The 21,003-nt window shown below is 61.2% G+C and carries 16 protein-coding genes and 1 pseudogene; 13 read left to right on the top strand and 4 right to left on the bottom strand.

From position 1 onward, the window contains the following. The first annotated feature begins 137 nt into the window (after positions 1–137). From asd to Thiowin_RS09390, 13 genes and pseudogenes are all read left to right on the top strand, one after another. Positions 138–1,253, top strand: a complete 1,116-nt coding sequence (gene asd, locus Thiowin_RS09335; RefSeq protein ID WP_328988046.1) for an aspartate-semialdehyde dehydrogenase — start codon at positions 138–140, stop codon at positions 1,251–1,253. A 300-nt stretch (positions 1,254–1,553) separates the two neighbouring features. Beyond that, positions 1,554–2,441, top strand: a pseudogene (locus tag Thiowin_RS25565) (type IV pilus assembly protein FimV); the annotation flags it as partial. Between the two features lie 909 nt (positions 2,442–3,350). Next, entirely contained in the window at positions 3,351–5,585 is a 2,235-nt protein-coding gene (locus tag Thiowin_RS09340) for a FimV/HubP family polar landmark protein (protein WP_328987460.1), read from the top strand. Next, the gene (gene truA / locus Thiowin_RS09345; protein ID WP_328987461.1) at positions 5,586–6,512 is read left to right on the top strand and encodes a tRNA pseudouridine(38-40) synthase TruA; all 927 of its coding nucleotides are present in this window, start codon (positions 5,586–5,588) and stop codon (positions 6,510–6,512) included. It begins immediately after the preceding gene. A 10-nt stretch (positions 6,513–6,522) separates the two neighbouring features. Continuing rightward, on the top strand, positions 6,523–7,161 hold the full coding sequence (locus Thiowin_RS09350) for a phosphoribosylanthranilate isomerase (protein ID WP_328988047.1): 639 nt from the start codon (positions 6,523–6,525) through the stop codon (positions 7,159–7,161). Between the two features lie 79 nt (positions 7,162–7,240). Further along, the gene (trpB, locus tag Thiowin_RS09355; RefSeq protein ID WP_328988048.1) at positions 7,241–8,446 is read left to right on the top strand and encodes a tryptophan synthase subunit beta; all 1,206 of its coding nucleotides are present in this window, start codon (positions 7,241–7,243) and stop codon (positions 8,444–8,446) included. Further along, on the top strand, positions 8,443–9,249 hold the full coding sequence (gene trpA, locus Thiowin_RS09360) for a tryptophan synthase subunit alpha (protein ID WP_328987462.1): 807 nt from the start codon (positions 8,443–8,445) through the stop codon (positions 9,247–9,249). The genes trpB and trpA overlap by 4 nt, the downstream gene beginning before the upstream one ends. A 58-nt stretch (positions 9,250–9,307) precedes the next feature. Further along, positions 9,308–10,168: an acetyl-CoA carboxylase, carboxyltransferase subunit beta gene (gene accD, locus Thiowin_RS09365; protein WP_328987463.1), complete on the top strand. Its 861-nt coding sequence runs from the start codon at positions 9,308–9,310 to the stop codon at positions 10,166–10,168. 41 nt (positions 10,169–10,209) lie between these two features. Continuing rightward, positions 10,210–11,544 (top strand): bifunctional tetrahydrofolate synthase/dihydrofolate synthase, encoded by a 1,335-nt coding sequence (gene folC / locus Thiowin_RS09370; RefSeq protein ID WP_328987464.1) that lies wholly within the window; start codon positions 10,210–10,212, stop codon positions 11,542–11,544. Between the two features lie 45 nt (positions 11,545–11,589). After that, positions 11,590–12,315, top strand: coding sequence for an SPOR domain-containing protein (locus tag Thiowin_RS09375; protein WP_328987465.1), 726 nt, complete (start codon positions 11,590–11,592; stop codon positions 12,313–12,315). A 45-nt stretch (positions 12,316–12,360) separates the two neighbouring features. Next, on the top strand, positions 12,361–12,852 hold the full coding sequence (locus Thiowin_RS09380) for a CvpA family protein (protein ID WP_328987466.1): 492 nt from the start codon (positions 12,361–12,363) through the stop codon (positions 12,850–12,852). A gap of 27 nt (positions 12,853–12,879) precedes the next feature. Continuing rightward, positions 12,880–14,409 carry an amidophosphoribosyltransferase gene (purF, locus tag Thiowin_RS09385; RefSeq protein ID WP_328987467.1) on the top strand — a complete coding sequence of 510 codons (1,530 nt, stop codon included), beginning with the start codon at positions 12,880–12,882 and terminating at the stop codon, positions 14,407–14,409. A gap of 60 nt (positions 14,410–14,469) precedes the next feature. After that, positions 14,470–15,666 carry an O-succinylhomoserine sulfhydrylase gene (locus Thiowin_RS09390; protein WP_328987468.1) on the top strand — a complete coding sequence of 399 codons (1,197 nt, stop codon included), beginning with the start codon at positions 14,470–14,472 and terminating at the stop codon, positions 15,664–15,666. Positions 15,667–16,235: 569 nt separating this feature from the next. Here the strand turns inward: Thiowin_RS09390 and Thiowin_RS09395 are convergent. From Thiowin_RS09395 to Thiowin_RS09410, 4 genes are all read right to left on the bottom strand, one after another. Then, entirely contained in the window at positions 16,236–17,225 is a 990-nt protein-coding gene (locus Thiowin_RS09395) for an L-threonylcarbamoyladenylate synthase (protein ID WP_328987469.1), read from the bottom strand. A 15-nt stretch (positions 17,226–17,240) separates the two neighbouring features. Continuing rightward, positions 17,241–18,278, bottom strand: a complete 1,038-nt coding sequence (pyrC, locus tag Thiowin_RS09400) for a dihydroorotase (protein WP_328987470.1) — start codon at positions 18,276–18,278, stop codon at positions 17,241–17,243. A 37-nt stretch (positions 18,279–18,315) separates the two neighbouring features. Then, entirely contained in the window at positions 18,316–19,944 is a 1,629-nt protein-coding gene (locus tag Thiowin_RS09405) for a SulP family inorganic anion transporter (protein ID WP_408034185.1), read from the bottom strand. Between the two features lie 123 nt (positions 19,945–20,067). Beyond that, complete coding sequence (locus Thiowin_RS09410) at positions 20,068–20,970, bottom strand: LysR family transcriptional regulator (protein ID WP_328987471.1); 903 nt, start codon at positions 20,968–20,970, stop codon at positions 20,068–20,070. Positions 20,971–21,003 lie beyond the last annotated feature (33 nt).

Genomic DNA, 21,003 nt, shown 5'->3' on the forward strand with positions numbered 1-21,003 from the left:
CGTTTCTCCGCTGACAAAAGCCAAAAAAATATCCAGGTCTCGACAGAGCATCGGATGAACCAGTCAAATGGGCGGGTCCGCGACTCTTCCATCGTCAGCAGCACAAGAATCATTTTTCAGGGGTACGGATGGTGAAGATCAAGCGAGTGGGTTTTGTCGGCTGGCGTGGCATGGTTGGCTCGGTGCTGATGGAACGCATGCGCGCGGAGGATGATTTCGCGCAAATCGCCGAGCCGGTGTTTTTCTCCACCTCCCAGCAGGGAGAGCCCGGCCCGGATGTTGGCAGGGGGCCCCAGCCGCTGGGTGACGCCAATGACCTCGACGCCCTCGCGGCCATGGATGCCATCCTCACATGCCAAGGTGGCGACTACACTGGCGCGGTCTTCGACCCGCTGCGCCAGCGCGGCTGGAAGGGATTCTGGATCGATGCCGCCTCCAGCCTGCGCATGGCGCCCGAAAGCACCATTGTGCTTGATCCGGTCAATCGCGCGCTGATCGAGGATGCCCTGCACGCCGGACGGCGCGATTTCATCGGCGGCAATTGCACCGTCAGCCTCATGCTCATGGCCATCGGCGAGTTGCTGCGCCGCGATTTGGTCGACTGGGTCAGCGCCATGACCTACCAGGCCGCCTCTGGCGCCGGCGCGCGCAACATGCGTGAGTTGCTCAGTCAAATGGGTGCCCTGCACGCGGCCGTGGCCAGCCAGTTAAGTGATCCCGGCACTGCCATTCTTGACATCGACCGCGCCGTGAGTGACTGCTTGCGCGCGGAGTCCTTCCCCGATGAACTCTTCACCATGCCCTTGGCGGGTAGTCTCATCCCCTGGATCGACAAAGCCATGCCCGGCGGGCAGAGTCGCGAGGAATGGAAGGGCGGGGTGGAAACCAATAAAATCCTCGGGCGGTCCGACCGGCCTATACCTGTCGATGGTCTGTGCGTGCGCATTGGCGCCATGCGTTGCCATAGTCAGGGTTTGACCATTAAGCTAAGGCAAGCCATCCCCGAGAATGAAGTGGCGGATATCATCGCCAGTGCCAACCCCTGGGTGCGACTGATTCCCAATGAACGCGAAGCGAGCATCCTTGGCTTGTCGCCCGCCATGGTCAGCGGCACTTTGGATATTCCCATCGGGCGTCTGCATCCGCTAGCCATGGGGCCTGACTACTTTGGTGCCTTCACTGTTGGCGATCAGCTTCTGTGGGGTGCGGCCGAACCGCTGCGGCGCATGTTGAGGCTGTTGCTTGAACAATAATCTTTGGAGTTTCGCGCTTTGGCGTCACACAAATGCCGATAATCTGTTACTTTATAGAGAAATAAATTGAGGTTCTCCCGTGCTTTCCGTTATCTTGTTAAAGGCGATCAGCTTTAAGACGGTGAGCGCAAGGGGATTCTGCTCAGATCGTGGCTTTTTACTGGGGTTCTGAATGCCGGTTCTGAATGCCATAGGTGCTGACGCCACGCTCCCGTCGGCGGGGATTTTCAGATGCCCTTAACAAGATTTGCATCATTGTCGCAACATCGATTGTCGCAAAATATTCGGCTAGGAGAGATGATGTCTCGCTTCGCATCGGTCTTACTTGCTCTGTCTCTGGCGTTCGCTTCCGCGACATCCTGGGCGCTTGGCCTGGGTTCCCTGGTATCAAGATCCGCGCTGAATCAACCCTTCGAGGGGGAAATTCAACTCTACGATGCAAGGGCGGATGAGCTTGACGGTATCCAGGCAAAATTGGCCAGCCCCGAAGAGTTTAAAAAGGCCTCGGTGCCGCGCCCCTTCTTTCTGACAGAACTCACCTTCGAGCCTGGGCTCAATGCCGCTGGTGATCCTGTCATTCTGGTTTCCAGCCGGAACCCGGTCCGAGAGCCATTCATGGATTTTCTGGTTGAAGTGGTCTGGGCACAGGGACGGATCGTCAAGGAATACACCATTCTGCTGGATCCACCCCGGGCTGGCATTGAACCGCCGGAAGTGGTCGTCAAAGGCCAGCTGATCAGTTCAGATGTTTTTTCCCCGGAGCCGGTCTTGAGCGAGGCTCAAGATGTCGCTTCTGAATCGCCAGCTCCCACAGCCCCAGCTGATGTGGCCGAGGCGGACGCAGGTTCTCTAAATACCAGCGATGCCGAGACTGTTTCCAGAGCCGATTCCGCAGACGTTGTCGCGAAGCCTCAGGATGCGGAGGGCTCAGCGTTGGAGCAGCCGCTTATTGCAGGGGAACCACCGGATCGGGTGCCGGCGACCTACGCCGATGATGCCGACGCGGGTGAGTTCCCGATCCACTATGGCCCGGTCGCTGCTGGTGTCGGACTCTGGCGCGTTGCTAATTCGATCGCTCCAGAAGGGGCGACCGTGCAGCAGACGGCCATGGCTCTTTATCGTAGCAATCCCAAAGCCTTCGGCAACGGCAGTGTGAATCGGTTGATTACTGGCTCCAAGCTCGTCATCCCCTCCGCTGCCGAACTTTTTGCCCTGGCTCCGGCCGAGGCCACTCGCCAGTACAAGGCGGCGCTTGCCGGAGAGCCCGTTGCAAATCAGCCGCTCGCCGATCCGGCCAAAGAGCGGCTTGCTAGCGCTGAGCCAGTCGAGCTAGCAGTTGATGAGGTAAAAAAAAAACCTGAATCTGCCGATCTAGCCGCAGCGGAGGCAAGTCAGTCAGGCGATCAGGAAGTTGGGGAGGAAGCTGGGCAGGAAAGAGATCAAGCGTCCGAGGCTAGTGCGCAAGGCGAAGGGGAGATCGCCTCCGCGGATTCTTCAAGCCCTGGGGATTCTTCAGATAAGCTAACAGCCGAGGCTTTGGATCAAGCCGAGGAGCTGGAAGTCCTCGCGGATGCATCGGATGCCGAGGCAGGGCAGGCCAATGAAGACGCTGAAGATACAGCGAGCGCTGATTCTGATACCCAAACTCCCGTGACGACCGATATTGGCCAATCCGCGGCGAACGCCGAGTCTGAGGGGCAGGATGCCATTTTGGATAGCGAGGCATCCGCTGAAATGCCCGCGGCGCTCTCCCAGGAAGTCACCGCCCAAGCAGGCGCGGGCCAAGATCCTGCTCTCGCCGATGCAGCGTCCGAGCAGGCGCGGTCCTCGTTGGCTGAGTCAGATACCTCGGAGGCTGCTTCCGTTGACACTTCGGATGCTGACGGGGCCGAAGCAGAGGCAGCTGAATCTGAAAGCGCCGCGCCAACCACCTCCGCTGACACTGCCGCGGTTGCTGATAGCGCGCCAGAGCAGCTTGAGAGCGAAGATGCGACTGCAACCGAAGCGGCTGCTGAAAGCGCGCCTGCGAATCCAGAAGATGCAGCCATGCAGCAGCGCATTCGCGAGCTTGAGGCTCAACTCAGCAAGCTCGGATCCTTGCTTGAAGAACAAGCTGCCGAGACACCACCCGATCCCGAAGCATCCTCTTCGGGCCTGAATCCTGTACTCCTTTGGTCGCTGGTCGGAGCGGGCGGGGCACTGTTTTTGGCCTTGTTTGCTCTTATCAGTGTGAAATTGGTTTCAGAGCGTGGAAAAACTAAGGCAGATTCACATGAGCATGCGGATGCGAATGTTAAGCCGCAAGCAGTCGAAGGCCATGAGCTGGAGGAAATACGGAGTTCAGAACCGGTAACAGTCCAGGAAGCTCCCGGGTTAGCGCTAGAACCAGAGCCTCAGCCAAAATCCGAGCCAAAATCCGAGCCAAAATCCGAGCCGGTACCTGAGCCAGTACCTGAGCCAAAATCCGAGCCAATCCCGGCCTCGGTCTCGGAAACACCTCCACTAGCACCAGCCCCCGAAGCTCCATTGCGGACGGCAGAACCACCGCCAGCTGAGCCACCAGCTCCGGCTGGCCTTCGCACCGAAACGGCCACACCCCTGCCAATTGTTGCTCTTTCTGCGAAGTCAGACGAACTGCTCGCGATCGAGCAAAAAGCACTGGAAAAGGCGAACAACGACATCTCCTCCGGCCGCCACCACGATGCGCAGGGAACGCTGATGACGGCGCTTGCAAAGCTACCTGCATCCGATGCTCTCCAACTCAAGCTTGCCGAGGCTTATGCTGGCAGCGGTGATATGGAAAACTTCGCCAAGTTGCAGCAACGCATGGCCGCTCGCGGACTTCCCGAGCGCTATCCCCAAGTTTGGAATGGCATCTTGGCACTGGTCGGTTCTGCTGGGGCTGTCGCCGCGGCAGAGGTCGCTTCCTCCACTCTTGGGGCACCGGAACCGAACGTCGCGTCGCGGCGCATGTCGACGCCCGATGCTGAGGATTCTGATGGGCCATCGGAACTCGAGTCGTTCAGGCTCAATTTTAACGACCTGAACGAAGACGACTTGGCGATAGCCTTTCCCGAGGCTGTTGGTGACGACAAGACCCCACCGGCCGCGACGCAACCGCCGGAGCGCCAGGCGCGCCTGGATCAGGTCGAGATTGCTCCTGGCGAGCCGGACCTTGATGTCTCGCTGCCGCTGCAGGATCTTGATCAACAACTCGGCGGCGATGAGCTGGGCGACAGTCTCTTCGCCGATCTGGACGCGGTCGACCAGAATGAAGAGTTCGATCTTCCCGAGGAGCCCTTCGCGCCCAAAGGGGACGCGGCTGAGAAGCATGATCTGTCGTCGCTGGATCTGCCAGAATTCTCTGCTGAGGCGAATGCGCCAGAGCCTCAGCCGCGAACGCCGCTTGAACGTGCAACAGATGCGGCTAAATCCAACCGTGGTGTCGATCCCTTCGAGGAACTGGTGGCAAATGAACTCGGTGGTGAACTGCCCGAGCAGTCGTTTGGTTCGACAGCCGACATTGGCAACGCCCCAGATAGTCTGCCTGACCTGGATCTATCGTCAGTCGAAGACCCGCTGGGTGATTCCGTCGATGCACCGACCAATGCAGCTGCACAGGAGTCAACTCCGATCGATGACAGTGATCTGCAGATACTCGATCTGCCGGAGGAACCGCCCGCACGCGCGCCCGAGGCGACCCCGGACAATGATGTGATTGCCGACATCGAGAAGTTTTTATATGGCGGAAATGAGAAAACTCCGGAGCCGATCACAAAGCCCGAGGCTGAAAACCACGATGAGCTCGACCTAGATATGTCATCCGAGGCAGGTTTCCATACACAAATGGTACCTTCCTCGGCGGCACCTGGCCAGACACCATCCTCGGATCTTCCGGATCTCGATTTTGGGCTGGAAGACCTCGAGTCGCTGGGCGCATCGCTGACTGACAAAGAGGCGCCAAAATCGTCGGATCCCCAAGCAAGGGATGATCATTTGTCGGAGGATGCGACTGCCACCGCCAATCGATCAGCCGGGTCGCCCGCATTCAATGAGCCGGGGGCGCGCGACTCCTCTGGTGATGAGTCGCCCATGTTTGGCGATGAGTCCCTAATGGCACCAGACAGCGGTGCCAGTGACGTTCTCTCCTCGCAGTGGCGCATGGATTCAGCCATGTGGGACGAGGTTGCCACCAAGATGGATCTGGCCTTCGCCTATGTGGAAATGGAAGACACCGAGGCCGCGCGCGCTATCCTCGAAGAGGTGATTCGCGAGGGCAACGACGAGCAGCGCGCCGAGGCGCAGGGGTTGCTTAAGAAGCTTGATGGCTGAATGGACGACAGCGAGGTCCAATCTCACCGCATCGCGCTTGGTATTGAATACGATGGCAGCCGCTTCAGCGGTTGGCAAATGCAGCATCACGCACCCACGGTGCAGCAGGAGGTGCAGGCTGCCGCCAGCCGGGTGGCCGATCACCCGGTGGTGCTGCACTGTGCCGGGCGCACGGATGCCGGCGTGCATGCCCTTGCGCAGGTGGCTCATTTCGACACCCCGGCCGTGCGCACCGAGCGCTCTTGGGTACTTGGCATCAACGCTCAATTGCCACCCGAGATCGCCATCCGCTGGGCACGCGCCATGTCGGCGGACTTTCACGCCCGCTTCAGCGCCCGCGCGCGCCATTACCGCTATTTGATTCTCAATAGTCCAACGCGCTCGGCTTTGCTTGCGCGACGGGCGGTGTGGACGCACCGGCCGTTGGCGCTTGAACCCATGCGCGAGGCGGGCAGGGCGCTGGTGGGTACCCGGGATTTCTCGAGCTTTCGCGCCCAGGGTTGTCAGGCCAAAAGCCCAGTGCGCACCCTGCATTACCTGGACCTCAGCCGTCAGGGAGATTTGATTGAACTGGCCGTGGGTGCCGACGGCTTTCTGCACCACATGGTGCGCAACATCGCTGGGGTGCTCATGGCCATCGGCCGCGGGGATGCGCCCATTGGCTGGACAGAGCAACTGCTTGCCCAGCGTGACCGCACCCGCGGCGGCGTCACGGCACCACCGCAGGGGCTTTACTTGAGCGCGGTCGATTATCCGGAGCATTTCGCGGTGCCAAGCCCGAATGCCGCATCACTAACGGCGAGTTCTTGGCCGCGCTTCTCTGGTGCGCCTGCCTTTGATTACAATAGCCCCTTTGGCCGTTCGGACCCTCTCGGGGTATCAGATGATCACCCGGCACCCATGGAACCCGGACCAGCCGGGGCTTAGAACACCGATGATGCGAACAAGGGTCAAGCTATGCGGGCTCAGGCACCCGCGCGACATCGAGGCGGCTGTGACCCATGGCGCCGATGCCATCGGCCTGGTGTTTTTCGACAAGAGCCCACGCGCGGTTGCTGTCGAGCAGGCCCGCGCGCTCGCCGCCGCGGTGCCGGCTTTCGTGACCCTGGTCGGGCTCTTCGTCAATGCCGAGCCGACCCTGGTGCGCGCGGTGCTTGCGCGGGTGCCGCTCGGCGCGCTGCAGTTTCATGGAACAGAGCCGCCTGATTATTGCCAGGCGTTCGAGCGCCCCTGGATCAAGGCCATCGCGGTGCGCGAGGGGACTGACCTTTCGCGGGCCGCGAAAGACTACCAGGGCGCCGCCTCGCTGCTGCTTGACACCTATGATCCAAACAAGGCCGGGGGCACCGGGCGCTGCTTCGATTGGGAATTGGTGCCAGAATGGCTGGCGCGCCGCAGCATACTGGCCGGCGGCCTGTCCCCTGAGAATGTCGCGCTCGCCATTGCCCGAGTGCGGCCCCATGCGGTCGATGTGAGCGGCGGCATTGAGCGCGACAAGGGCCTTAAAGACAGTGAAAAAATTTCCGCATTCATGCAAGAGGTAGCGAATGGCGATCAGTTCCGCCGAGGCCAATAGTCCCACCGGCAGCCCCACCGGTAGCCACACCGGCAGCCACACCGGTAGCCACACCGGTAGCCACACCGGCGCCCCCCAAATGCCCCCAGGTGCCTATACGCTGCCGGATGCGCAAGGGCATTTCGGCATCTATGGCGGCATCTATGTGCCTGAAACCCTGATGCATCCGCTCGAGGAGCTGCACGCCGCCTATGAGCGTTATCTGCGCGACCCGGACTTTCTGGCCGAGCTTGATGCCGACCTGCGCGACTATGTCGGGCGGCCCTCGGCGCTCTATCTGGCCGAGCGCTGGTCGGCCAAGCTCGGCGGCGCACGGATTTATCTCAAGCGCGAGGATCTCAACCACACAGGCGCGCACAAGGTGAACAACACTGTCGGCCAGGCACTGCTGGCGCGGCGCATGGGCAAGACCCGCATTATTGCCGAGACCGGCGCTGGTCAGCATGGCGTGGCCACGGCAACAGTGGCGGCACGCATGGGGCTCGAGTGCATCGTCTACATGGGGGAAGTCGATGTCGCCCGTCAGGAGGCGAACGTCTATCGCATGCGCCTGCTTGGCGCCGAGGTGGTGGCGGTCAAATCCGGCTCGCGCACGTTAAAGGATGCGCTGAACGAGGCCATGCGCGATTGGGTGACCAATATCGACGACACCTTCTATATCATCGGCACGGTCGCCGGCCCGCACCCCTATCCGGCCATGGTGCGCGACTTCCAAGCGGTGATCGGTCGTGAAACACGCGCGCAGATGCTCGAGCGCACCGGTCGCCTGCCGGACGCGCTGGTGGCCTGTGTCGGTGGCGGCTCCAACGCCATGGGGCTCTTTTATCCCTTCATCGAGGACGCCGAGGTCGATCTGCACGGCGTCGAGGCCGGCGGCGATGGCCTGAGTACTGGCCGCCATGCCGCGCCCTTGTGTGCCGGGCGGCCAGGCGTGCTGCACGGCAACCGCACTTACCTGATGGAGGACGATAATGGCCAGATTCGCGAGACCCATTCCATCTCGGCCGGGCTCGACTACCCGGGCGTCGGTCCAGAGCATGCCTGGCTGAAGGACAGCGGTCGCGCCCACTACGCTTCGGTGACCGACGCGCAGGCGCTGGCGGCCTTCCATGATCTCACCCGCACCGAGGGCATTATCCCGGCGCTCGAGACCAGCCATGCCCTGGCCTATGCCGCTGAACTCGCCCCGCGCATGCGCTCGGATCAGACCATTGTGATTAATCTGTCCGGCCGTGGAGACAAGGACATGCACACAGTCGCTCAGCTCGACGGGATTTCGCTATGAGTCGCATTGCCGCACGTTTTGCCGCCTGCCGCGAACAGGGCCGCACGGCGCTCATCCCCTTCATCACCGCCGGCGATCCGACAGCCGAAATCACAGTGCTCTTGATGCACCGCTTGGTATCCAGCGGTGCGGACCTGATCGAACTGGGCGTGCCTTTTTCCGATCCCATCGCCGATGGGCCAGTCATCCAGCGTGCCACCGAGCGCGCTCTGGCCCGGGGGATGAGTCTGCGCGGGCTTCTGGAACTGGTGCGCGCTTTTCGCGCCCAAGACCCCGATACCCCCGTGGTGCTCATGGGCTATTTGAACCCCATCGAGGTGCTGGGCTATGCCGAATTTGCCGCCCAGGCGGCCGATGCCGGGGTTGACGGCGTGCTCATTGTCGACGTGCCGCCGGAAGAAGGCCATGATCTTGTCGAGGCGCTGAAATCCCAGGGGCTGGATCTGGTCTATCTGCTCGCACCCACCTCGGATGCCGGGCGGATTGAGCGAATTGGCGCCATCGCCTCGGGATTCGTCTACTATGTCTCGGTCAAGGGGGTGACGGGTGCCGGAAATCTCGACCTGGACGCGGTGACGGAGAAGCTGAGCCTGATTCGCTCGCGCATCGATTTGCCACTGGGCGTCGGCTTCGGGATCAAGGATGCCGAGACGGCCGCGAAAGTCGCCGGCATTGCCGATGCCGTGATCGTCGGCAGCGCCATCGTTGGCCGTATCGAGGCCTTGGTTGAACGCCCGGCCGAGATCCCTGACGCTGTGGGTGAATTCGTTGCCAGCTTGCGCCAGGCCATCGACAAGGTCTAAGGCTGGTGTGGAGTGCGGCAGATCGGGTGGTATTTGACATGAGCAACAGGATACAAGCGTGAGCTGGTTTGAAAAGCTGGTCCCCAGCCGGATAAAGATCGAGGCGAGCAACAAGCGTACAGTGCCCGAGGGGCTCTGGGCCAAGTGCCCGGGCTGCAGCGCGGTGCTCTATCGCGCCGAGCTGGAGCGCAATCTCGAAGTCTGCCCCAAGTGCGGGCACCACAACCGCATCAGCGCGCGGCGGCGGCTTGATGTCTTTCTTGACTCGGATGCGCGCGAGGAAATCGGCCAGGATCTTGAATCCACCGATCCGCTTAAGTTCAAGGACTTGAAAAAATACCGCGACCGGCTGTCGCAGGCGCAAAAACAAACCAACGAGAAAGAAGCCCTGGTGGTGATGCGCGGACGGCTCAAGCGAATGGCCTGCGTGGCCGCGGCCTTCGAGTTTCGCTTCATGGGTGGCTCAATGGGCTCGGTGGTTGGAGAGCGCTTTGTGCGTGGGGTCGAGGCCGCGATTGAAGACAACGCCGCCCTGGTGTGCTTTTCCGCCAGCGGTGGGGCGCGCATGCAGGAGTCGCTGTTTTCCCTGTTTCAGATGGCCAAGACCAGTGCCGCGCTCGGACGTCTGCGCGAGCGCAAACTGCCCTTCGTCTCGGTGATGACCGACCCTACCATGGGCGGCGTCTCGGCCAGCCTGGCCATGCTCGGCGATATCAATCTGGCCGAGCCGCGGGCTCTGATTGGCTTCGCCGGGCCGCGTGTGATTGAACAAACCGTGCGAGAGACCTTGCCCGAGGGCTTTCAGCAGAGCGAATTCCTGCTCGAACATGGCGCGCTTGATGCCATCATCGACCGTCGCGAGCATCGGGATCGCATCGGCGGCATGATCGCCATGCTGATGCGTCGTCCGCGTCCCTGAGCGCGGCGTCCAAGTACAAGAGTCCGAGCCCGCCGCTGCCCATGCGTTGGAACACCCTGGACGAATGGCTCGCCTGGCAGGAAGGACTGCATCCCCAGCGGATCGATCTGCGCCTGGAACGCTTGCAAGCCGTATGGCAAGCACTGGGTCCACCGCCATTGCATGGGCCGGTGATGACCGTCGGCGGCACCAACGGTAAGGGCTCCACTGTCACTTACCTTGATGCCTGCTGCCGTGCCGCCGGGCTGAAAACCGGCGTCTATACCTCGCCTCATCTGCTGCGCTACAACGAGCGGGTGCGCATTGATGGGCAAGAAGCATCCGACCAGGCACTGTGCCAAGCCTTCGCGCGCATCGACCTGGCGCGAGGGGAGATTTCGCTCACTTATTTCGAGTTTGGCACCTTGGCTGCCCTGGAGTTATTCAGCCGTGCCCGGGTTGAGCTCATTCTGCTCGAGGTCGGACTGGGTGGACGACTCGACGCGGTCAATTTGCTTGATGCCGACATTGCCCTGGTCACCAGCATTGGGCGTGACCACATGGCCTGGCTGGGCGAGGATCCGAACCAGATCGCCTTCGAGAAAGCGGGTATTTTCCGCTCGGGGCGACCAGCCATCATCGGCAGCCGCGAACCACCGCCACGCCTGCGTGGCCAGGCCGAGGCGGTGAATGCGCGGGTGTATCAACTGGGGCGGGAGTTTGACTGGCAACTGGCGGATAGTGGTAAGAGCGATCCGCCAACATGGCACTGGCGACATGCCGATGGAACGGAATTTTTGCATCTGCCGCTGCCGGCACTGACCGGGCGGGTGCAGCTGGATAACGCGTCCGCCGCGCTTTGCGCGCTGCATCTGCTTGCGCGTGAGCAGCAAACAGCCTGGAAGATGCAGGATGCGCACCTGCGTAGCGGGCTAAATGCGGCCAGATTGCCGGGACGTTTTCAGCGCATCCCGGGGGCACCATCATGGATTCTTGACGTTGCCCATAATCAGGATGCTGCCCGTGTGCTGGCAGACAATCTTCGCGAGTTGGAGGTGGCCGGGCAGGTTCATCTGGTGTTTGGAGTTGTTGAAGATAAAGAGGCCGAGACCATCGCGGCGCTTCTGGCGCCCGTGGTGGATTTCTGGTATCTGGCCGAGCCGCCGGGAAAACGCGCCATGCCGTTAGAGACGCTGGCGGCGAAGGTGGTCGCGGCAACTGGGTCCGATCCCATGCTGTGCGATGATTTGATGAACGCCTTGCAGCAGGCAATGGCTTGTGCCTCTGGGCTTGATCTGATCGTGGTCACGGGCTCTTTCATGACGGTGGAGGCCGCCCTGCGCTATCGCGCGCCCGCGGCCGCTTCTGCCGCTATCGCAAGCAAGGCTTCTGTATAATGGGCGGCATGAATCAGCAAAGCACACAGGAGGCAAAGTCACGCGATGGATGAAAACGCCAAACGCCGGCTGGTCGGTGCCGCGGTGCTGGTCGCCCTGATGGTTATTTTCGTTCCCATGTTGGTCGATGACAAAGACAATGACCAGCTTGGCGAGCCAATTGTGATCCCAACTCCACCCTCGTTCGATTCGCGCTTCGACGCCTCGGTCGAGCCTTCCGCGGATGAATTCAATCGCCCGGTGCCCCAGCCGCAAACGCAGGTTCAAAGGCAACCCCAAGTGGAAAGCCCGCCACAAACCCATGCTGATGCGCGCGATCTGCGTCCTGGTGCTGTCCGACCGGCACCGATTGAGGTCGAACGCCTGCCCATCAAACCGGTTGCTCCGGCGCCAGCTCGACCGACACCAGCGTTAGCACCGGTGCAGGCACCGACGTCCGAGAAACCCCCATCACAGGTCTCGAGCGGGGTATCATCCTCGCGCCCTGAAACGGCGGCCAAACCGGCCGGGCCGCCACCGCCAGTTCCCGCGGGGGCGCCATCCTGGGTGGTGCAGGTGGCTAGCTTGAGCGTGGAGGATGCGGCCACACGCCTGCGCAACGAGCTGCGTGGCAAGGGCTATCCCGCTTTCATCGAGCAAGCCAAGATCAACGACGCCACTTTTTATCGGGTGCGGGTAGGGCCGGAAGCGGACCGCGCCCGTGCCGATAAGATGGCAACCGCCATTGGCGCGGAAACGGGTAGCGCGCCTTTGGTTCAGCAATACCGCTGAATCATCTCATTCTGATGCAAAGGCCACGGGCAGGGGTAAGCGCAAATGATCTGGGTCGACTACGCCATTATCGGTGTCATTGTGCTTTCGGCCATTATCGGCTTGGTACGCGGATTGATCAAAGAGGTTGTCTCCCTGGCAATCTGGGGCGTGGCCATCTTCGTGGCCTGGACCTTCTATCAGCCGGTCTCGGAGATGCTCACGCCTTGGGTGTCCACCCCATCGCTGCGTCTGGGGCTCGCGGTTTTGCTGCTGGTGCTAGGGGTGCTATTTCTTGGGGCAATTTTCGCCTACATCCTCACCTTGTTGGTCGAGAAAACCGGTCTGTCCGGTACTGATCGATTGCTGGGGTTGGTGTTCGGTGCCGCGCGCGGCGCCGTGATCGTGGCGCTCGCGGTTTTTCTCGCGGCGCTGACGCCGCTGACCGCCGACCCCTGGTGGCAGCAATCTCAGTTGCTGGTGCATTTCCAGCACCTGGCCGATCAGCTGCTGGCACTGGTGCCGCCTGAATTGACGGCGCGGGTCAAGTCGATCTAACCAGACTAGGGACTGACCGGGGGCATTATGTGCGGCATTGTCGGTGTTGTCGGTAAGCACGCTGTTAACCAACTGCTCTATGATGCACTGCTGGTGCTGCAGCACCGCGGCCAGGATGCCGCAGGGATCGTGACTAGCGACCAGGAAAAACTCCACATGCGCAAGGACAATGGCCTGGCGCGCGATGTTTTTCGCACCCGCCACATGTTGCGACTGCGCGGCAACATGGGCATTGGCCATGTGCGTTATCCTACCGCCGGCGCGGCCAGCTCGGCCGAGGCACAACCGTTTTACGTTAACTCTCCCTATGGCATCGTGCTCGCGCACAACGGCAATTTGACCAATGCCGAGGAGCTAAAGCGTGACGTTTTCGTCGATGACCTGCGCCACATCAATACCAACTCGGATTCTGAAATCCTGCTGAATGTCTTTGCCCATGAGTTGCAGGTGCAGAACAAGCTGCGCATTGACGAGCAGGATATTTTCAATGCCATTGAGGGCGTGCACCGCCGCTGCCGTGGTGGCTATGCCGTGGTGGCCATGATTCCTGGATTCGGGATTGTGGGTTTTCGCGATCCGCACGGTGTTCGGCCCGTGGTTTATGGTCAGCGCGAGTCCACCGGCGGCACCGAGTATATGATCGCCTCCGAGAGCGTCGCGCTCGACACCGTTGGCTTCAAGCTCATTTCCGATATCGCGCCGGGAGAGGCTGTCTTTATCAGCGCCAATGGGGAGATCCACACCCGGCAGTGCGCGCCCCAGCCGGTGCTCTCGCCCTGCATCTTTGAGTTTGTCTACTTCGCGCGGCCAGATTCGGTCATCGACAATATCTCGGTGCACAAGGCCCGCTCGCGCATGGGCAAAAAGCTGGCGGCCAAAATCAAACGCATCTGGCCAGGGCACGATATCGACGTGGTCATTCCGGTGCCGGATACCAGTCGCACCGCCGCGTTGCAGCTCGCCAATCATCTGGGCGTGCCCTATGCCGAGGGTTTTATCAAAAATCGCTATATCGGGCGGACTTTCATCATGCCGGGGCAGACGGTGCGCAAAAAGTCCGTTCGTCAGAAGCTCAACGCCATTCATTTCGAGTTTCGCAAAAAAAACGTTCTGCTGGTGGACGATTCCATTGTGCGCGGCACCACATCCAGGCAGATCATTGAAATGGCGCGCGAGGCCGGAGCAAAAAAAGTGTATCTCGCCTCGGCCGCGCCGCCGGTGCGCTTCCCCAATGTTTATGGCATTGACATGCCGGCCGCGAGCGAGCTGGTCGCCCATGGTCGTAGCGAATGGGATATCGAACGCTTGCTCGGCTGTGACCGTCTGATCTTTCAGGATCTTCAGGATCTGATTGAAGCCGTGCAGAAAAAGAACAAAAGCCTGGTCGACCGCTTCGATACCTCGGTGTTTGATGGGGTCTATATCACCGGCGATGTCACCGAAGACTATCTGACCAATCTGGAGCGCGTTCGCGGCGAGTCTGCTCGCACACAAAGAACCCTTGATGATGGCGGCGAGAACGAAGCCGACATGATCGGCCTCTACAACGCCGCCTAAGGCGCGCGGGCCATTACCACATGCGCCCTAGGCTTTCCTTCCGTCAGCCATCCGCAACGAATGGCCACCGCCATGGATGATGGCATCGAACGCCTGCCAGGCTTCAATACTCTCGCGCTTCGCAGCGGACACCATCGCACGCAAGAGGGCGAGCACAGCGAACCCATCTTTGCGACATCCAGTTTCGTCTTCGCCTCCGCCGCCGAAGCCGCCGCCCGCTTCAGCGGGGACGCCCCAGGCAATGTTTATGCCCGCTTTACCAATCCCACGGTGCAGGCTTTCGAGCAGCGGCTAAATGCCCTCGAGGGCGGTGCCGGCTGTGTCGCCACCGCCTCCGGCATGGCGGCCATCCTGACCATGGTGCTCGGGCTATTGAAGAGCGGGGACCATATCCTCGCCTCGCGCAGCCTGTTCGGCAGTACCCGCATGCTGTTTGACAAATACCTGGCGCGCTTCGGGATCCAAACCCGGTATGTCCCCCTTGATGACCTTGACGCTTGGCGGGCAGCGATGGAGCCACGGACCCGGCTGCTGTTTCTCGAGACCCCCTCTAATCCACTGGCCGAAATGACTGCCATCGCGCCCCTGGCCGAACTGGCGCACCAACGGGACTGTCTGCTCGCGGTCGACAACTGCTTCGCCACCCCTGCCTTGCAGCGCCCGCTGGAGTGGGGCGCTGACTTGGTCATTCACTCCGCCACCAAATATCTGGACGGGCAGGGCCGCTGCCTGGGTGGCGCCGTCATCGCCCGCGATCCAGCCGTGATTGCCGACGTGTTCGGCGTGGTGCGTACCGCCGGTCCTTCCATGAGTCCCTTCAATGCTTGGGTCTTCCTCAAGGGTCTGGAAACGCTGAGTCTGCGCATGCGCGCCCACTCAGCAGGCGCGCAACAGCTCGCGGAATGGCTGATCGCGCATCCGACCGTTACCGGCGTGCACTACCCCGGCTTGGACCAACATCCCCAACATCAACTCATCGGCCATCAGATGCTGCATGCCGGGGGGATTCTGTCGTTCGAGGTTGCTGGTGGCCGCGATGCCGCTTGGCGCGTCATCGATCACACCCAGATGCTCTCCATCACCGCCAACCTCGGCGACACCAAAACCACAATCACCCATCCCGCTACCACGACCCACGCCCGTCTGACACCCGAAGAGCGCTTCGCCGCCGGCATCACCGATGGCCTAATACGGCTCGCCGTGGGACTTGAGGATATTGCCGATATACAGGTCGATCTGGCGCGCGGACTCGATTGATTCGCCGTGCGATAGCAGAGTGTAGAGTGTGCCCAACGCCAGCGCGAAGAAATGGCTGCTAGCGATTAGTGCGCAAGGTCCGGCAATGGTCTGCGGTACCCCTACCCAGCGGTTGAACAGATAGCCGACGGCAAAGACCATCAGCACTTGGAGCGCTCGGACAGGCTGGGAGTCACGCCGTATTCAGCTCGTCATGACAGTGCGTTCTCATTGAGAAGTCGCTCGCAGAGTTGTCGGGCATTTTCTTAGTCGAATCGGTCGATAGCTTGTGCTATTGCCTCAAGGTCCATTGACCGCGGCTGGCCGGCCGAGCCGCTGCGCGTTTTAGTGTCTCCTTGAGCCTGCTGTTTGCTGTTGGGCCTCCAGTTGGATCTTCAGCATACTAAAAGTGACAAGAGCGCTCAGGCTGTTGGCCTTGATCTGTGCATGCAGGGTTGAGAGCAGGTTCCACCAGATGGCTGGTGATTGACACCTCTTGAGGGGTCGGCAATCCGGCGACGCCCATGCTGATCTCGCGGAAATCGGTGACTTACTGATCAGGTTCTCTGACCTGGGGCTTGATAATGGTTTCAGTGCTGACCAGTCCTGCTTTTCGTTTCGGCCCGCTCCAAACGGTTGTTGATGGCATCCCACTCGGGCGATTTTGGGGGTTGCTCGACCAGAATTCGATCCAGTTTCAATTGGTCGAGTCTGCGCAAGTGCGCATACAGACCAGATGCATAGGAGTTTGGATCCCGCGGCATGATCACCCAGTGATGAGAGCCGATATCTGCAATTGACGTTTGCAAAGCGAGTACGGCCACTCTTGGCCTTGCTTGTGCCAGCATCGCGGCAATCTCACTACAAGACATCACCGTCAAGGGTGTGGTCGGTGCGTAGTGCGAGGGCAAGCGACCCGAGGCACGGGGGCCAGCGCCGATGGCCGGTATGGCAACATTTTCACCCAGCAACTGCTCGATGTCGGTCAGGCCAATCATGCCCGGGCGCAGCAACCGGGGCTGGTCATCGCTGAAGTCGATGATTGTGGACTCCAAGCCGAGGCGACAGGCGCCGCCGTCGAGCACGGCGGCGACCTTTTCCCCGTGCGAAAACTCCTCCAGCACGTGCACGGCGGTGGTGGAGCTGATGCGGCCAAAGCGATTGGCCGAGGGCGCCGCTAGCGCGGCGCCAAAGGCATGCAGCAGTTGCCGGGCGACCGGGTGCTCGGGTACGCGTAAGCCGACAGTCGCCTGCCCGCCTGTGATGCGGTTTGAAACACCAGTGGTTTTATTCAAGATGAGCGTCAGCGGCCCGGGCCAATAGAACTCGGCCAATCGCCAGGCCGCATCCGGAATCGCGCGCGCCCAGGCCGTCATGGCCTGGGCATCGGGTAAGTGCACGATCAGCGGATGCTCGGTGGGCCGCCCCTTGGCGGTGAAAATCCGGCCAATGGCTTGATCATTCTGGGCATCGCCACCGAGGCCGTAGACGGTTTCGGTCGGAAAGGCGACCAAGTCACCCTGTTGCAACAGGGTGACTGCGCGCTGGATGCCGACTGGGTCAGGTCGCAGCAGTTCCATGGCTGGCGCGAAGGTTCAAACCAGCCGCCAGGCGACGTCGGTTCCGGCGCGCAGTGGCAGGATCTCGTCCGACCCGGCACTGATCAGCTCGGGCACCGACCAGGCTTGGGCTGCGAGGGTGATGCTGTCCGCATTCCGGGGCAAGCCGTAAAAATCCGCGCCATGGCAACTGGCAAAGCCTTCCAGTCGATCCAAGGCCCCGGCAGTGGCGAAGATCTCCGTATAGAGTTCAATAGCGACCGGCGCACTGTAGATACCGGCGCAGCCGCAACCCGACTCCTTGGCGTGTTTTGGATGCGGCGCCGAATCCGTGCCGAGGAAAAACTTCGGGCTGCCGCTGGTGGCGGCGGCCAGCAACGCCTGGCGATGGCTTTCGCGCTTGAGCAGCGGCAGGCAGTAATGATGCGGTCGCAACCCGCCATCGAAAAGCGCGTTGCGATTGAGTAACAAGTGATGCACGGTGATGGTCGCCGCGACCCGTTCGGAGGCCGCCAGCACATAGTCAACGGCGTCCTTGGTGGTGACGTGCTCCAGCACGGTGCGCAGGGCCGGAAAGCGGGCATTGATCTGCTGCAGATGCCGCTCGATAAACACGGCTTCCCGGTCGAAGACATCGATTTCCGGGTCCGTGACTTCACCGTGCAACAGCAGCGGCAGATCGACCTCCTGCATGGCCGCGAACACCGCGTCAACCTTGCTCGGATCGCGAACGCCCGTGTCGGAATTGGTGGTCGCGCCGGCCGGATAATACTTAACCGCATGGACCGAATCCGCGGCCTTGGCCCGCCGGATTTCATCGGGCGAGGTGTTTTCGGTCAAGTAGAGGGTCATCAGCGGGTCGAAGCGCATGCCCTCGGGGACCGCCGCCAGAATGCGTTCACAATAGGCCACGGCCTGCGCCACGGTGGTCACCGGCGGCTTGAGGTTCGGCATCACCATGGCGCGCGCGAAGCAGCGTGCTGTCGCTGGGATCACCGACTTCAGCAGTTCACCATCGCGCAGATGGAGATGCCAATCGTCGGGTTTGGTGATGCGAATGTGTTGGTTTGACATGTCAAACTGGAGTATCTGGTGATTGTTGCGAAGACCGTCATGCCGCGAGCATTTTCCGATCTGACGCGCTGTTTCTCACGCGTTTTCGTAAAACATCCATGGCGGCTTGAACGGCCGTGTGACGATCCGGGTAATCCAATACCTCTTCGCGATCGAACACCTTCAAGTTCCGCAGGCGCTTCTTGGCCGGTTCGCCGGCGCCCGCGACCATCACCTGCCCCCCCGCCGCGATGACATCATAGGCCATAGTCTCAATGACCAGCGAGACCGAGGTGCCCATGAGCGGTACATCCGTCATGTCGAGAATCAGCACCTTGGCGTTGGCGATGGCGGCGTGTTCGCGGGAGATGGCCTTGGCAACCCCAAAAATCATCGGGCCACTGAGTTGGAACAGCAGGATTTGGCCGTCCGCGGTCTCCAGCAAGACGCGGTCTTCGTCGCTGATCTCGATGCCGTCATCCAGGATGGAGATGGCTTTGACCTTGTGCGCCGGCAGTTCCGACAGCTTCTGGATGGTGAGGAGGTTGGCTAGGAAGACACCGAAGCCGACGGCGACGATCAGGTCGAAGAAGACCGTCAGCAGCATGACGCTGTACATGAGGATGGTACTGGTTCTTGAAACCCGGTGCACCCGCTTCAGGAAGCTCCAGTCGAGGATGTCGATGCCCACCTTCATGGCAATGGCCGACAGGATTGCCATGGGCACATCCGCGAGCAGCGGCGCCGCCCACAGGACGACGACAAGCAGCAGCAGGGCGCGGATCACACCGGCCAGGATGGTCTTGGCGCCGGTCTGGATATTCGCCACGGTCCCCATGGTGGCACCGGCGCCGGGTAATCCGCCGAGCAGACCGGACAGGATGTTGCCGAGGCCCTGGCCAACCAGCTCGCGGTTGCTGTCGTGCTGTTCCCGGGTCAGGCTGTCCGCGATCATGGCGGTCAGCAGGGTATCGATGGCGCCCAGGGTGCCGAGGACGATGCCGTCAAGGAGAATCCGGGTGACTTCCTCAGGGGTGAAAGACGGCAGCATGAGACTGGGCAGCCCCATGGGAATCTCGCCAATGGTGCGCAGGCTGCCCGGCATTGTGAAGAAGATGACAACGGCGGTGCCGATCAGCAGGACCAGGAGTTGCGGCGGGCAGAAGCGACGCCACCGAACCGGGAACAGCAGCAGGAAGCAAAAGGCCAGCCCGCCGAGCAGGAGTTCCGTCGCGTCAAGCTCCTGGATCAGCCCGGGAAGGGCATCAAGCGTAGCCAGTGCGCCGCCGGGAGGCGCCGCCTGTCCCAGCATGGGCGGGAGTTGCATCAGGATCAGGATGATGCCAATGCCGGACATGAAACCGGAGATGACCGCGTAGGGCATCAGGGTGATGAAACGCCCCAGTTTCATGAACCCGATCAGCATCTGGAACGCCCCAGCCACCATGACTACCGTGAAGGCCATGGCCATACCGTGCTCGGGATGGCGGGCCATCAGGCTGGTGATGACCGCGGTCATGACTACGGTCATGGGACCGGTCGGCTCGGAAATCAGGCGGGTGGAGCCTCCGAACAGCGCCGCGAACAACCCGACGCAGACGGCGCCGTACAGGCCTGCCTGTGGACCGGCCCCGGAAGCCACGCCGAACGCAAGCGCCAGTGGCAGCGACAGGATGGAGGTGGTCACCCCGCCGGCAAGATCCGATCCAAAATGTTTGACTGTCAAGCGCTGCATGGATGCGTCATACCGCGAAAACAACCCAGCTGCGACCGTGCCGACCCGCGCCAAAATGCGCAAAATGCGATGGCATCAGTCGCACTTCGCCGGCGCAAAGGTGTTGGGGGCTTTGTGATTTACAGCGACCACCGCCGGGTGCTTGGGCTCGCGTTCGCGCGCGATGGCGAAGTATTTGACCGTCGCGTCGTTCGCGCATCCAAGGCTCCGCACGGCAAAGGCGTTCATCACCTCCTCGGCAATGACCGTCGGCACCGGGAACACGCCAAGGCCAGCCTGTCCGAAGGCCTTCATCAGTACGGTGTCGTCGAACTCGCCAACAATGCGCGGATGGATACCCGCTTTTGCTAGCCAGTTGGTGACGGCCCCTCTGAGTGTGGCGCCTTTGCGTGGCAACAGCAAATGGGCTCCGTCAAGCGACTCCGGAAATCCTGACGCGTACTGGCGCGCGAGCGATTCGCACGCGCAAAAGGTCACGCTGCTCGTTCCCAATTCGTGGTTGAAGCCGCGAATGCCAAGTTCGCGTGGAAGAGGACGGTCGGCGATCAGGAGGTCGAGCCTGCGGATGGCCAGCTCCGCGAACAGGTTGTCTGGTTTGTCTTCGTGGCAGATCAGGCGCATGGGCCGGTCGATCTCAAAAGCCGGTTGCAACAGCCGGTAGGCCATGGATTTGGGAACGGCGTCCATCACGCCCACTTCAAACAACAACTCGTTTTCGATGGGGAAGTTGCGCAGACTCATCTCTAGCTCTTCACCCAACTGGAAGATCTTTTCCGCCTGGGCCAAGGTCAATTGACCGGCCTGGGTGAGTTCCAGCTTGCGGCCGACGCGGCGGAAGAGGTCGACTTCCAGGCTCTTTTGCAGCTCGCTGATCTGGCCGCTGATGGTCTGTGGTGTGAGATTCAGTCTTTCGGCTGCCCGATACACGCCCCCCAGGGTCGCCACATTCCAAAAGTAAAACAACTGCTTGTAGTTCAAAGCCCGGCGCTCTCGCGATTGTCAGTTTCCCCC

The organism is Thiorhodovibrio winogradskyi (assembly GCF_036208045.1).
GTDB lineage: Bacteria > Pseudomonadota > Gammaproteobacteria > Chromatiales > Chromatiaceae > Thiorhodovibrio > Thiorhodovibrio winogradskyi.

What these genes read in the sequence shown, in the direction of transcription:
- trpA (WP_328987462.1), top strand. Translation starts at nt 8,443, where the DNA reads ATGAGTCGCATTGCCGCACGTTTTGCCGCCTGCCGCGAACAGGGCCGC.
- Thiowin_RS09375 (WP_328987465.1), top strand. Translation starts at nt 11,590, where the DNA reads ATGGATGAAAACGCCAAACGCCGGCTGGTCGGTGCCGCGGTGCTGGTC.
- truA (WP_328987461.1), top strand. Translation starts at nt 5,586, where the DNA reads ATGGACGACAGCGAGGTCCAATCTCACCGCATCGCGCTTGGTATTGAA.
- folC (WP_328987464.1), top strand. Translation starts at nt 10,210, where the DNA reads ATGCGTTGGAACACCCTGGACGAATGGCTCGCCTGGCAGGAAGGACTG.
- purF (WP_328987467.1), top strand. Translation starts at nt 12,880, where the DNA reads ATGTGCGGCATTGTCGGTGTTGTCGGTAAGCACGCTGTTAACCAACTG.
- Thiowin_RS09350 (WP_328988047.1), top strand. Translation starts at nt 6,523, where the DNA reads ATGCGAACAAGGGTCAAGCTATGCGGGCTCAGGCACCCGCGCGACATC.
- pyrC (WP_328987470.1), bottom strand. Translation starts at nt 18,278, where the DNA reads ATGTCAAACCAACACATTCGCATCACCAAACCCGACGATTGGCATCTC.
- Thiowin_RS09390 (WP_328987468.1), top strand. Translation starts at nt 14,470, where the DNA reads ATGGCCACCGCCATGGATGATGGCATCGAACGCCTGCCAGGCTTCAAT.
- Thiowin_RS09380 (WP_328987466.1), top strand. Translation starts at nt 12,361, where the DNA reads ATGATCTGGGTCGACTACGCCATTATCGGTGTCATTGTGCTTTCGGCC.
- Thiowin_RS09395 (WP_328987469.1), bottom strand. Translation starts at nt 17,225, where the DNA reads ATGGAACTGCTGCGACCTGACCCAGTCGGCATCCAGCGCGCAGTCACC.
- trpB (WP_328988048.1), top strand. Translation starts at nt 7,241, where the DNA reads ATGCCCCCAGGTGCCTATACGCTGCCGGATGCGCAAGGGCATTTCGGC.